At 67.0% G+C, this 12,882-nt stretch carries 15 protein-coding genes; 9 read left to right on the forward strand and 6 right to left on the reverse strand.

Annotation, left to right across the window (positions count from 1 at the left end; all coding sequences use genetic code 11):
• Positions 1 to 82 precede the first annotated feature (82 nt).
• The gene (dnaA, locus tag AC5Y47_RS06055; RefSeq protein WP_499943009.1) at positions 83 to 1,552 is read right to left on the reverse strand and encodes a chromosomal replication initiator protein DnaA; all 1,470 of its coding nucleotides are present in this window, start codon (positions 1,550 to 1,552) and stop codon (positions 83 to 85) included.
• A 529-nt stretch (positions 1,553 to 2,081) separates the two neighbouring features.
• On the opposite strand from dnaA, the gene rpmH reads away from it, so the two are divergent.
• From rpmH to AC5Y47_RS06100, 9 genes are all read left to right on the forward strand, one after another.
• A complete protein-coding gene (gene rpmH / locus AC5Y47_RS06060) occupies positions 2,082 to 2,225 on the forward strand; it encodes a 50S ribosomal protein L34 (protein WP_180916038.1) in 144 nt (47 codons plus the stop codon).
• A 23-nt stretch (positions 2,226 to 2,248) separates the two neighbouring features.
• Entirely contained in the window at positions 2,249 to 2,623 is a 375-nt protein-coding gene (rnpA, locus tag AC5Y47_RS06065) for a ribonuclease P protein component (protein WP_499943010.1), read from the forward strand.
• Positions 2,624 to 2,688: 65 nt separating this feature from the next.
• Positions 2,689 to 2,937, forward strand: a complete 249-nt coding sequence (gene yidD, locus AC5Y47_RS06070) for a membrane protein insertion efficiency factor YidD (RefSeq protein WP_499943168.1) — start codon at positions 2,689 to 2,691, stop codon at positions 2,935 to 2,937.
• The gene (gene yidC / locus AC5Y47_RS06075) at positions 2,921 to 4,036 is read left to right on the forward strand and encodes a membrane protein insertase YidC (protein ID WP_499943011.1); all 1,116 of its coding nucleotides are present in this window, start codon (positions 2,921 to 2,923) and stop codon (positions 4,034 to 4,036) included. The genes yidD and yidC overlap by 17 nt, the downstream gene beginning before the upstream one ends.
• Before the next feature lie 94 nt (positions 4,037 to 4,130).
• The gene (locus AC5Y47_RS06080) at positions 4,131 to 4,685 is read left to right on the forward strand and encodes a Jag family protein (RefSeq protein ID WP_499943012.1); all 555 of its coding nucleotides are present in this window, start codon (positions 4,131 to 4,133) and stop codon (positions 4,683 to 4,685) included.
• Between the two features lie 83 nt (positions 4,686 to 4,768).
• Positions 4,769 to 5,500, forward strand: a complete 732-nt coding sequence (gene rsmG, locus AC5Y47_RS06085; protein WP_499943013.1) for a 16S rRNA (guanine(527)-N(7))-methyltransferase RsmG — start codon at positions 4,769 to 4,771, stop codon at positions 5,498 to 5,500.
• Positions 5,497 to 6,552: a ParA family protein gene (locus AC5Y47_RS06090; protein WP_499943014.1), complete on the forward strand. Its 1,056-nt coding sequence runs from the start codon at positions 5,497 to 5,499 to the stop codon at positions 6,550 to 6,552. The genes rsmG and AC5Y47_RS06090 overlap by 4 nt, the downstream gene beginning before the upstream one ends.
• 3 nt (positions 6,553 to 6,555) lie before the next feature.
• The gene (locus tag AC5Y47_RS06095; RefSeq protein WP_499943015.1) at positions 6,556 to 7,539 is read left to right on the forward strand and encodes a ParB/RepB/Spo0J family partition protein; all 984 of its coding nucleotides are present in this window, start codon (positions 6,556 to 6,558) and stop codon (positions 7,537 to 7,539) included.
• A gap of 314 nt (positions 7,540 to 7,853) precedes the next feature.
• Positions 7,854 to 8,612 carry an acetyltransferase gene (locus AC5Y47_RS06100; RefSeq protein ID WP_499943016.1) on the forward strand — a complete coding sequence of 253 codons (759 nt, stop codon included), beginning with the start codon at positions 7,854 to 7,856 and terminating at the stop codon, positions 8,610 to 8,612.
• 20 nt (positions 8,613 to 8,632) lie between these two features.
• Here the strand turns inward: AC5Y47_RS06100 and AC5Y47_RS06105 are convergent, their stop codons facing one another.
• The 5 genes from AC5Y47_RS06105 to sigM all read right to left on the reverse strand — a co-directional run bounded on the left by AC5Y47_RS06105 (position 8,633) and on the right by sigM (position 12,851).
• Positions 8,633 to 9,859 (reverse strand): N-acetylmuramoyl-L-alanine amidase, encoded by a 1,227-nt coding sequence (locus AC5Y47_RS06105; protein WP_499943017.1) that lies wholly within the window; start codon positions 9,857 to 9,859, stop codon positions 8,633 to 8,635.
• Positions 9,860 to 10,026: 167 nt separating this feature from the next.
• A complete protein-coding gene (gene trxA / locus AC5Y47_RS06110) occupies positions 10,027 to 10,380 on the reverse strand; it encodes a thioredoxin (RefSeq protein ID WP_499943018.1) in 354 nt (117 codons plus the stop codon).
• Entirely contained in the window at positions 10,377 to 11,369 is a 993-nt protein-coding gene (gene trxB / locus AC5Y47_RS06115) for a thioredoxin-disulfide reductase (RefSeq protein WP_499943019.1), read from the reverse strand. The genes trxA and trxB overlap by 4 nt, the downstream gene beginning before the upstream one ends.
• 115 nt (positions 11,370 to 11,484) lie before the next feature.
• A complete protein-coding gene (locus AC5Y47_RS06120; protein ID WP_499943020.1) occupies positions 11,485 to 12,174 on the reverse strand; it encodes an RsmA family anti-sigma factor in 690 nt (229 codons plus the stop codon).
• Between the two features lie 104 nt (positions 12,175 to 12,278).
• A complete protein-coding gene (sigM, locus tag AC5Y47_RS06125) occupies positions 12,279 to 12,851 on the reverse strand; it encodes an RNA polymerase sigma factor SigM (protein ID WP_499943021.1) in 573 nt (190 codons plus the stop codon).
• Positions 12,852 to 12,882 lie beyond the last annotated feature (31 nt).

The following is a 12,882-nucleotide window of genomic DNA, read 5'->3' on the forward strand; positions in this document are numbered from 1 at the left end:
CGCGACGGTGGGACGGTTGTGACTCGAGGGGGCAAAGTTTTTTGCAAAAAATGTGCCCCGAGGGCGCCGGATCGGATCGGTGTCAGCGCTTGGAGCGCTGCCGGATGCGGGTGGTGAGCTCTTTGACGTTGTCGAAGATCTCACGCCGCTGCGCCATTTCCCCGCGGATCTTCTTCTCCGCGTACATCACCGTGGTGTGATCGCGGCCGAACGCCTGCCCGATCTTGGGCAAGGACAGGTCGGTCAGCTCCCGGCACAGGTACATCGCGATCTGACGGGATTGGGCCAGCGGGCGGGCCTTGCCGGGGCCGCGTAATTCCTCGACGGTGGTGTCGAAATACTCCGCGGTGGCCGCCATGATGGTGGCCGCGCTGATCTGCATGCCGCTCGCGTCGGCGATCAGGTCGCGCAGCACGATCTCGGCCAGCGCCTTGTCGATCGGGGTCTTGTTCAGCGACGCGAACGCGGTGACCCGGATCAGCGCACCCTCGAGCTCGCGGATATTGCGTTCGATGCTGCTGGCGATCAGTTCCAGGACGTCGTCGGGCACCGCCAGCCGTTCCACTTGTGCTTTCTTGCGCAGGATGGCGATGCGGGTCTCGAGGTCCGGCGGCTGCACGTCGGTGATCAGTCCCCACTCGAACCGCGTCCGCAGCCGGTCTTCGAGGGTGGCCAGCTGTTTGGGAGGACGGTCCGAGGAGATGACGATCTGCTTGTTGGCGTTGTGCAGCGTGTTGAAGGTGTGGAAGAACTCTTCCTGGATCCCGTCCTTGCCTTCGATGAACTGGATGTCATCGACGAGCAACACGTCCACATCGCGGTAGCTGCGCTTGAAGGACACCTTGCGGTCGTCACGCAGCGAGTTGATGAAGTCGTTGGTGAATTCCTCGGTGGAGACGTACTTGACCCGCATGCCGGGGAACAGGCGCTGCGCGTAGTTACCGGCGGCGTGCAACAGGTGCGTCTTGCCCAGGCCGGACTCGCCCCAGATGAACAGCGGGTTGTACGCCCGCGCGGGTGCCTCGGCGATCGCCAGCGTCGCGGCGTGCGCGAACCGGTTGGAGGAGCCGATCACAAACGTGTCGAACGTGTAGCGGCGGTTGAGGCTGGTGCCGCCGGCCGCCGCGGTGTCGCTGGTGTGCGGGCGCGCGCTGAAATAAGTCGGCCAGCTCTGGGCGTCGCCGTCGTCCTCGGCTTCGTCGGCGTCGCCGGCGGGTGGTGGCGCCGTGTCGTTCGGTGGCAACGCGCCGTCGTCGTCAGGGGGTGGGGCGATGCGCACGCCGAGTTGGATCTGCTGGCCGAGCCGGCGGCTGAGTGCATCGGTGATCGGGTTACGCAGGTGACGTTCGATCTCGTTCTGCACGAACACACTCGGGACCGACAGCAACGCAAAGCCCTCGACGATGGTCAGCGGTTGCACGAGGTTGAGCCACGCGCGCTGCTGGGGAGTCAGGGGAGTGGTGAGGGGGGATCCGTTGCCGGAGTCACCGTTGAGTTCGGCGACAACCGCGTTCCACACCGTGGCGAATCCGGAACCGGGGTCATCGGTCAACGACGCATCTCCTGGTCCGACGGTCGAGGTACAGCGGGGTCCCGGCGACGAGCAGCTGTCCACATGGTTATCCACAGGTGTGGAAGGAACGGTCGATAACGTGCCGCAGCATTTGCGCCGCGGTTCGCGATCTCCGTGCTGAAGACAACCACGAAAGTTGTCCGGTCAGCTAGTCGATCCGCCATCCTCGCTTCATTGTCGACAGAGCTCCAAGTCCGCCCCGGCTTGGAAACTACACCCCGCGAAGCTAACAGTTTTCGTTGCGGCTGCCAACAGTTCTTTTTTGTATTCCGGTGGGCTCCTTGATGTTCTGGCGGGTCGGGTCCAGGACCGAGGCGGTGTGGGCAGGTTTGACCAGGCGAAGTCGCATCAGTACCCTCAAACAGTCGCCCGAAAGTCGGCGATACGGCTGCGACCCGGGGCCAGAACCCGGGGACCGCGCCGGCCAGCAAGCGAGACACTCTCCGACCGACGAGCTGTTAGGCCTCAGCGGGCGGATGGTTATGCCGAACACAGCGAGGAGAACGCCGTGGCCAAGGGCAAGCGGACCTTCCAGCCGAACAACCGGCGGCGAGCCCGGGTTCATGGTTTCCGGCTGCGGATGCGCACCCGTGCCGGACGCGCCATCGTTTCCAACCGGCGCAGCAAGGGTCGCCGCTCTTTGACTGCCTGATCGCAAGATCGGGCTTTCCAGCGGTGCTTTCTCCACGCAACCGCATGAGGCGGTCGACGGAGTTTGACGCGACAGTGAAGTACGGCATGCGCACGGTGCAGCCGGATGTCGTCGTCCATGTACGCCGGGGCACTGAGTCCGAGGGCGCAAGGCAGGAAAGTCGCGGCCCCCGGGTGGGATTGATCATCGCCAAGCGGGTAGGCACGGCGGTCGAACGTCACCGGGTGGCCCGCCGGCTGCGCCATGTGGCGCGGCCGATGCTGGACAGTCTGCATCCGCTCGATCAGGTGGTGATCCGCGCACTGCCCAGTAGCCGCCACGTCTCCTCGGCGTGGTTGGAACGACAGCTGCGCAGTGGCCTGCGGCGGGCTTTCGAACTCGCGGGTACCGAGCGGTGAAGGTCTCGGCGGTTGGCGCCCCGGTGGTTCGCACGGTGGTCTACCTGATCCAGCTCTACCGGCACATGGTGTCGCCGCTGCGACCGCCGTCATGTCGGTTCATGCCTACCTGTAGCCAATACGCCGTCGAAGCGCTGACCGAATACGGGGCGATTCGCGGGGGGTGGCTGGCGGTGGCCAGACTCGCCAAGTGTGGTCCCTGGCATCGGGGAGGATGGGACCCGATCCCGGAGCGCCACGAGCGCCGGGCTGACTTCGACGACGCCGCGGTCGACGGTGCGGCAGAGCAACGGGAGAGTGGAACTTTTGTTTGATTTCTTCAGCCTCGACTTCGTCTATTACCCGGTGTCGTGGATCATGTGGCTCTGGTACCGGGCATTCGCCTACGTGCTGGGACCCGACAACTTCTTCGCCTGGGCGCTGGCGGTGATGTTCCTGGTGTTCACCTTGCGGGCGCTGCTGTACAAGCCGTTCGTCAAGCAGATCCGCACCACCCGGCAGATGCAGGAGCTGCAGCCGCAGATCAAGGCGCTGCAAAAGAAGTACGGCAAAGACCGGCAGCGGATGGCGATGGAGATGCAGAAGCTGCAGCGCGAGCACGGCTTCAATCCGATCCTGGGCTGCCTGCCGATGCTGGCTCAGCTCCCGGTGTTCCTGGGCCTGTACCACGTGCTGATGTCGTTCAACCGGACGCAGTCCGGGATCGGCCGGATGGGCCTCTCGGTGAAGGAAAACCGCGAACTGGGCAACTACGTGTTCAGCGCGACGGACGTCGGGCACTTCCTCGACGCGAACCTGTTCGGGGCGCCGATCGGTGCGGCGATTCGCCAGACCACCGGTCTGGACGCGTTCAGCCAGTTCGATCGGGGCATGTTGATCGCCGTGAGCGTGCCGGTGATGATCCTGGCCGGTATCGCCACGTACCTGAACAGCCGGGCGTCGGTGGCGCGGCAGAGCCCGGAGGCGGCCGCCAACCCGCAGACCGCCATGATGAACAAGCTGGCGCTGTACGTGTTTCCGCTCGGGGTGTTGATCGGACCGGTCCTGTTCCCGATGCCGCTGGCGATCATCCTGTATTGGTTCGCCAACAACATCTGGACGTTCGGTCAGCAGCACTACGTGTTCGGGATGATCGAGAAGGAAGACGAAGCCAAGAAGCAGGAAGCCATCCAGCGCCGCGCCGCCAATGCGCCCGCGCCGGGTGCCAAGCCCATTCGCAACAGGCCGACTCCGCCCAGCGCGAACAGTTCGGCGGGAGAGACCGGGTCGTCGGACGCGACAGTCGGCGCGGTCGAGGAGGACACGGTGGAGACCGCGCCCTCGCCGCCCGAGAAGCCGAATGCAGGGAGCCGACCTAATCAACCGGGCCGCACACCACGCCCCGGCGCACGACCCAAGAAGCGCAAACGTTAGCTCGCTCGGCCCGCGGTGCGCCGCGGAGAGCGACTGAGGAACCATGCGGCGCACCAGCCGCGAATACCCACAGGGAATGAGGGGAGAGAACGCTATGACGGATGCTGACATCACCGATGTCGACACCCAAGACCAACCCGAGACCGAGGCGGCGAACGGGGCAGCGGTCGACGACGGCGAGGACCTGGAAGAGCGCTTGGTCGCCGAAGGCGAGATCGCCGGGGACTATCTGGAAGAGCTGTTGGACCTGCTGGACTTCGACGGCGACATCGACTTGGACGTCGAAGGCAACCGCGCGGTTGTGAGCATCGACGGCAGCGACGATCTCAACAAGTTGGTCGGCCGCGGGGGCGAGGTGCTGGACGCGCTGCAAGAGCTCACCCGGCTGGCCGTGCACCAGAAGACCGGCGTGCGCAGCCGGCTGATGCTGGACATCGCGAGTTGGCGCCGTCGTCGCCGGGACGAACTGGCGTCGCTGGGTGACAAGGTGGCCCGGCGGGTAGCCGAGACCGGTGAGCGCGAGGCCCTCTCGCCGATGACACCGTTCGAGCGCAAGATCGTCCACGACGCGGTCGCTGCCGTGCCCGGGGTGCACAGCGAAAGCGAGGGCGTGGAACCGTCCCGCCGCGTCGTCGTGCTGCGTGACTGATTCGTAGGACGACTGTGACCCGGCCGCGATGGCCGGAGTTACAGCGGTGTAGTTCGGTCGGGTTGGGACGCGGGAACGGAGGAATGTTTCACGTGAAACATGTCGATCCGTTCCCACCGCAGCCCGACGACAGCGCTCCGGGAGCCGACGTCAGTGCCGCCACTGCAACGGCGGAGGCGGTCTTCGGTCCACGGATCGAGCTGGCGCGACGCTACGCAGACATCCTGGCTACCGCGGGAGTGGAGCGCGGGTTGCTGGGTCCGCGGGAAGTCGCACGCCTGTGGGAGCGTCACATCTTGAACTCCGCGGCCATCGCGGAACTGCTCGCCCCGAACGATCGGATCATCGACATCGGCTCGGGAGCCGGGTTGCCGGGCCTGCCGCTGGCGATTGCCCGGCCAGACTTGCGTGTCGTCCTCCTGGAGCCGATGCTGAGGCGCACCGACTTTCTCCGCGAGGTCGCCGAAGAGTTGGACCTGCCGGTCCAGGTGGTACGTGGCCGCGCGGAGGAACCCGGCATTCGCAAGAGGTACGGCGGCAGCGATGCGGCGGTTTCACGGGCCGTCGCCTCGCTAGACAAACTGACGAAGTGGAGTATGCCGTTGCTGAGGCATGAGGGACAGATGATCGCCGTCAAGGGCGAGCGTGCTCAGGAAGAGGTCGAGGAACACCGGCGTGGGATGGCTGCGTCCGGTGCGGTCGATGTCAGGGTGGTGGCGTGTGGCGCGACCTATTTGGAGCGACCCGCGACCGCGGTGGTGGCGCGGCGCGGCAAGCCGGTCCGGCGTACGCGGGCGTCCGGGGGAGCGGCATGAGATGGAGCCGTAACGCAGCCGCGCCGACGGAGCAACCGGGCCCCACGCCCGGTCAATCGGCCGTCCCGTCGGCGACCGATCCACGGGCCCAGGAGGGCGTGGCCCCAGCCCCGGTGGCGGCGACGCCGTCGCGGGCGCAGAATCCTACGGCGAATGTTTCACGTGAAACATCGACCGAGTTCGACACTCCCATCGGGGCCGCCGCCGAGCGGGCGATGCGAGTGCTGCACACCACCCATGAGCCGCTGCCACGGCCCCGGCAGCGCCGCGTCTTCACCATCGCCAACCAGAAGGGCGGGGTGGGGAAGACGACCACCGCCGTCAACCTCGCGGCCGCACTCGCGGTCCAGGGCCTCAAGACGCTCGTCGTTGACCTCGACCCGCAGGGCAACGCCAGCACCGCACTGGGCATCACCGATCGGCAATCGGGCACGCCGTCGTCCTACGAAGTGCTGATCGGTGAGGTGGCCCTGCGGGATGCGCTGCGCCGCAGCCCGCACAGCGAACGGCTCTTCTGTGTGCCGGCCACCATCGACCTCGCCGGCGCGGAGATCGAATTGGTCAGCATGGTGGCGCGGGAGAACCGGTTACGCAACGCCTTGGCCGAACTGGACAGCTTCGACTTCGACTACGTCTTCGTGGATTGTCCACCGTCGCTGGGTCTGCTCACCATCAACGCTCTCGTAGCGGCACCCGAGGTGTTGATCCCGATTCAGTGCGAGTACTACGCCCTCGAGGGTGTGTCACAGCTGATGCGCAACATCGAAATGGTGAAGGCTCACCTCAATCCGCAACTCGACGTGACGACGGTGATCCTCACGATGTACGACGGTCGGACCAAGCTCGCGGATCAGGTCGCCGAAGAGGTGCGGCGGTACTTCGGGGACAAGGTCCTGCGCACGGTCATCCCGCGCAGCGTGAAGGTTTCCGAGGCACCGGGCTACAGCATGACGATCATCGATTACGATCCCGGTTCGCGCGGGGCGATGAGTTATCTGGATGCCAGCCGCGAACTCGCCCAACGCGATCGACCACCAGCCGGGAGGGAATAACTGATGACGACACCGTCACGCCGCAAGGGCGGCCTGGGCCGCGGCCTGGCTTCGCTGATCCCCACCGGTCCCGCCGACGGCGACTCCGGCCCGTCGACACTGGGACCGCGCATGGGGTCCGCAGCCGCCGACGTGGTGATCGGCGGCCCGCTACCGGACGCCGCCGCGATGGGCGCGGTATACCGGGAGATCGCACCGACCGACATCGAGCCCAACCCTCGTCAGCCGCGGCAGGTCTTCGACGACGAGGCGCTCTCGGAGTTGGTGCATTCCATCCGCGAATTCGGGCTGTTGCAGCCGATCGTGGTGCGCGCGGTCCCGGGAGCGACGAGTGGTGCCCGCTATCAGATCGTGATGGGGGAGCGGAGGTGGCGCGCGGCGCAGGAGGCGGGCCTCGCCACGATCCCGGCCATCGTGCGCGAGACGGGCGACGACAACCTGTTGCGCGACGCACTGCTGGAGAACATCCACCGGGTCCAGCTGAACCCCTTGGAAGAAGCGGCGGCATACCAACAGCTGCTCGACGAGTTCGGGGTCACCCACGACGAACTGGCCGCCCGCATCGGCCGGTCACGCCCCCTGATCACCAACATGATCCGGTTGCTCAAGTTGCCGATACCCGTTCAGCGTCGGGTGGCCGCGGGTGTGCTGTCCGCCGGCCACGCGCGGGCTCTGCTGTCCCTGGAAGCCGGACCGGAGGCGCAGGAGGAACTGGCGAGCCGGATCGTCGCGGAAGGCCTCTCGGTGCGCGCCACCGAGGAGGCAGTCACGTTGGCCAACCGGGGGGACGGCGCCGCGCCGGCACCGCCCCGGCGTAAGCCGATCCAGATGCCCGGGCTGCAGGATGTTGCCGAGCGACTGTCGAATGCCTTCGACACCCGGGTCACCGTCGCGCTCGGAAAGCGTAAGGGCAAGATCGTGGTCGAATTCGGCTCGGTCGACGACCTGCAGCGGATCATCGATCTGATGACCGCGACGAAGGCGTGAGACGGCTCGACCCGACATACCAAGTAATTACGTCACTGTGACACCGACCTGGTTCCGGGACCCGTCCCGATCGACTCGAGCCGCCGTCGATAACGGAGATCCGTTGTGCGTCAAGTTTTTTCGGACTTCGACGAGCCGACCGACGGCGACACTGGCCCGATACCGGCCGACTCTCCTATTCTGGAGGGGTTGCCGGAGTACGTCAGGCCGGGGAGAGCGGGGACGAGCCACATCGGCCGTGCTACGTCGCGAGAACGCCGGGTGGCATGCGCAAGGTCGTCGGGCGTGAGCACCGCACGGAGACTAGGAGTCTAGTGTCAGCTCGGATTACAGCGCTGCGGCTCGAAGCCTTCGAGCAGCTCCCCAAGCACGCGCGGCGGTGCGTGTTCTGGGAGGTCGACCCGGCGACGCTCGGCAAGGACGAGCACCTGGCCGATCCTGAATTCGAAAAGGAAGCATGGCTGTCGATGGTCATGCTGGAATGGGGCTCGTGCGGGCAGGTCGCCACCGCGGTCCCCGACGAGCGCAGTCAGGCCGAACCGCCGTGCGTGGGGTACGTCCTCTACGCGCCACCGCGGGCGGTGCCGCGGGCACATCGTTTTCCGACCGCGCCGGTGTCGGCGGACGCGGTGCTGCTGACCTCGATGGGAATCGAGCGCGGGCACACCCCCTCCGAGATTCTCGACGACCTGCCGGCCAGTCTGATTGCCCGGGTCATCGACGAGTTGGTGCGCCGCGGCGTGCGGGCACTGGAGGCATTCGGCCGCACCGAGGCGGCCACCGAGTTGCAGCCGCCGATCGACCCCGATATCCAGCCGGTGGTGGAATCGCTCGGGGACTGCTCCGTCGAGCACTGCATCATCGACGCGGACTTCTTGCTGGACGTGGGGTTTGTGGTGGTCGCGCCGCATCCGTACTTTCCGCGGCTGCGCCTCGAACTGGACAAGGGGCTGGGCTGGAAGGCCGAAGTCGAAGCCGCCCTGGAGCGCCTGCTGGAGAATGCGCAACTGGAACAGCCGGTCGGGGCGGGGACGGCGGGCAATACCCTCGAAGCTCGGCGCCGGTCCGGTTAAGAGCCTCGGCGCCGGTCCGGTTAGGAACCGGTGATCCGGCTGGCCCGTTCCCGCTCGACACTCAACTCGTGGGCGAGCAGTTCGGCGAAAGTGAAAGTGCCGGTGGGCCGGTCGTTCTTACCCAACAGGTAGAGCCGCTTCACCGCGGCGAGAATGCCTTCGGCGATCGCGTCGCGAGTGCGGGTCGCGATCAGCATGTCGCGATCGCCGGGATTGGTGATGTAACCGACATCGACCTGGACGGTCGGCATCCTGGTCAGCCGCAACAGATCCCAGGTGCGGCCGTGCACCCGGCAGTCACGTAACCCCGTGCGGGCCACCACTTCTCGTTGGATGAAGTCGGCCAAGTTGCGGCCGATGGTGGACACCGAACCGTGTGAGTTGCCGAAGTGGAACGACGCTACGCCGTTTGCCGAAGGGCTGCTTTGGGTTTCGCAGCGCAGGCTGATCATCAGGTCCGCGCCAACGGAATTGGCGATCGCCGCACGTTCGGCGTCCGACGGACTTCCGTTGGTCGGCCGGGACAGGAACGTCTCCATGCCGATGGCCGTCATGCGACCTTCGAGCCGACTTGCCAAGTCCCACAGCACGTCTGCTTCGCTGATCGGACCGCCCGGCCCGTTGGTGATCAGGCCGTGGTCGTTGCCGCCGCGACCCGGATCGATGATGATGCGCTTGCCCGACAGCTTGGGCCCGGACCGGCGGACCAGCTCCTCTTCACGGATCGCGTGCGGTGAGCCACCAGAGACCCGGGAACTGAGAAAGTACAAAGAGCGCAACGTTTCCGGGCCGCAGATGCCGTCGGCCGACAGTCCGTACTCACGCTGATAGGACATCAGTGCGTTGTGGGTCTGCAGGCCGAAATGCCCGTCCACCAGACCGGTGTAGAAACCGAGATCCTGCAGCCGGGCCTGCAGTGTGGCGACGTCGTCACCGTAGAGAGGCGCACCGAACTGGTGATACAGGGTGCGGGCACCGAGGCGGTAGGAGGCTTCCTTCAGCGCGCGGTAGGTCGCCTCCCCGACGACGCCGTCCACCAACAGACCGCGGTGCTGCTGGAAGGCGCGGACGGCGTGGTCGAGTTCGCCGTCGAAAACGTCGGCCGCGACATGGCGGCCGGTGTCCAGGTCTTCGTCGGGGTTGTCCAGCATTCCCAGCGCGGCCAGCGCCGCCCGGATTTCGGTGACCGCGGCGCCGCGGTCGCCACAGCGCAGCGCGTCGCCGTCTTCACGGCGCGGATCCGGCATACCAAGGGCCCTCCGGGACTAATTGACATCGCCGCCAAATGCAGCGCAGTTAACCCGTATTGTCGCAGATCCTCGCCCAGATCAGGAAAACCCCAGGCCAGTCGGGGACTCGTTTCGGCAACAATAGCGGCGCCACCCGGACGCCGGACGGAACGATATGCGGCCGGTCAGGCCAGCTCGGGAACCGCGTCGGAGAGTTCGCGCAGCAACGCCGCTTTGCCCTTGGCGCCGACGATGCGCTTCACCGGCTGACCGTCCTTGAACAGGATCAGGGTGGGGATCGAGACGACGTCGAACTCGACCGCGGTCTGGGGGTTGGCGTCCACGTCCAGTTTGGCCACGGTCAGGTCGGCCGAGCGCTCGGCGGCGATCTCTTCAAGCACCGGCGCCACCATCTTGCACGGACCGCACCAGGTCGCCCAAAAGTCAACCAGCACAGGCTTGTTGCTGGACAGCACGTCGGTGGGGAAGGAGGCGTCGGAGACCTCGATCGTGCCGGATTTCTTCTCGAGGTCGCTCATCGCTTTGCTCCAATCAATTCGGTGCTGTCGGCCGGTCCAACCGATTGGTGTCCCGCGAGCCACCGTTCGGCGTCGATAGCAGCCGCGCAGCCGCTGCCCGCCGCGGTGATGGCCTGCCGGTAGGTGCGGTCCACCAGGTCTCCGGCGGCGAAGACGCCGTCCAGGGAGGTGCTGGTGGTGCGTCCCTGAACCAGGACGTAGCCGTCCGGGTCGAGGTCGACGGCGTCGCGCACCAGCGCCGAGCGCGGCTCGTGGCCGATCGCGACGAACACCCCGGTCACCGGCAAGGTGGTCTCCTCGCCGGTGCGGGTGTCGCGCAACCGCAGGCCGGTCACCGTGTTGTCGCCGTCGACTCCGAGCACAGCCTTGTTGGTGAGGATGGTGATCTTCTCGTTTTCCACGGCCCGGTTGAGCATGATCTTGGACGCGCGGAACTCTTCGCGCCGGTGAATCAGGGTGACGCTGCGGGCGAACCGGGTCAGGAAGGTGGCTTCCTCCATGGCCGAGTCGCCGCCCCCGATCACGGCGATGTCCTGGTCGCGGAAGAAGAACCCGTCGCAGGTGGCGCACGAACTCACTCCGCGGCCCAGCAGTTCCTGTTCGCCGGGGACGTGCAGGTAGCGTGCGGCCGCACCCATCGCCAGGATGACGGCGCGGGCGCGAAACGTCTCGCCTTCGGCGGTCACCACGGTCTTGACCGGGCCGTCCAGCGACACCGATTCGACGTCTTCCATGCGCAGGTCGGCGCCGAAGCGCAGCGCCTGCTCGCGCATCTGGTCCATCAGTTCCGGGCCGGTGATGCCGTCGCGGAAGCCGGGGTAGTTCTCCACCTCGGTCGTGGTCATCAGCGCCCCGCCGAACGAGGTGCCTTCGAAGACCAGCGGCTTCAGTTGCGCCCGGGCGGTGTAGAGCGCCGCGGTGTAGCCGGCCGGACCGGAGCCGATGACGATGACGTCGTGAATGGTGTCTGGGGAAGCGGAAGCGGTCATGCGTGCCTTTCGGGCGGGAACCGGTCACATGGGGACATAGCTCTGCAAAGTCTACGAACGCCAGACTAGGCAGTGCTGTTCCCGGTGGTGGCGCACGACACTAGGCGCGCGGCACTTAGCCGCGGGGAACCGTGGTGGTGGCCAGCAGCCCGGTGTCGGCGGCGCTGCAGTTCTGCGCCACCGCGTAGGCCGTCACGGTGTCGGGGGTGTCGCCGGGCATGACCAGCAGCACACCGGGGCGCGCGTTGACCTCCACCGGTTGAGCGCCCAACACCTGCACGGACGCCGGATAGCCGAGTCCGCTGAGGCACGAGGCGCGTTGGGCGGGGTTGGCGAGGGTGCCGAAGTCGGGCGGGCGGCGCAGCAGTTCCAGGATGTCGGGATCCGACAGCGGTATCACCGGGACGGGTGTGGAGACGGTGATGTGCCCGGCGGTCGGCCCCAGATCCGGTTGCGGCGCAGGCTCGTTCAGCAGCGCGAAGGTTCCGATGGCGACGGCGGCGACGACCGCGCACACCCCGGCGATGCCGGCCAACAGCCGCCCGGGACGCACGGGTGGACGTGCCGCGTGGGCGGCGCCGCGGGAGCTCTCGGCTCCGCGAGTCCCGTCCGCGGACTCGGCACCGAAGTCCGCCAGGTCGCGGCGCACCTGGTTGAGGGCCACTAAGGCCTCGGCGGCCTGCGGGTCGGTGCGGATCCGGCTGCGAACTGCGGCGGCGGTGTCGTCGTCGAGCAGCCCGGCCTGCAAGTCGGCGAGCAGTTCGACACTCAGCCGCGGATCCGGATCGTTCTGGGCACCAGTCATCGGACCCAGTGTCCGTCATGGGCACGTCGCCGTTGGCGCCCCCCCGTACCCACGGGGCGCGTCCGGGCCGGGAATGCGGTTGCGGGACAGGCGAATGCCGCACTCTAGCAACCTAATTCGCAGGTATCGAGGTACCCGAGCAAGTAGGCGAGCCGGGCACGCGCGCGGGCGCATCGGCTCTTGACGGTGCCCTCGGCCACACCCAGCAACGCGGCGGTCTCGGCGATCGAACACCCCAACATGTCGACGGCGACGACGGCCGCCCGGTGCTCGACGGACAGCCGCATCAGCGCCCGCTGCACGACGATCGCGGTCTCGACCTGCGCGGTGCGGTCGGCGACCGGATAGTCGTCGTCCAACGGCACCGCCGGCCGGGACTTGGCCCGGCGCAGCCGATCCAGGCACGCGTTGAGCACGATGCGGTGCAACCACGAGCCGACCTCGGCGTCATAGCGGAACGCGCCGGCGCTGCGGTGTGCCGACAGCATCGCGTCCTGCAGCGCGTCGTCGGCGTCCTCGGGGCTCACGCTGGTCAGCCGGGCCAGCCGGTAGAGCCGTCGGTGGTGCCGTGCGAAGAGTTCGGCGAAGGCGTGACGGTCCCCGGCGACGTGCGCGGCCAGCAGTTCAGCGTCGCTGTCGGGCTGTCGTCTCGCGTCCCATCTACCCCGGAAACCCACCCGCCGGAACGTAGCCGAACGGCGGCGGCCG

The organism is Mycobacterium sp. NGS22 (assembly GCF_059813095.1).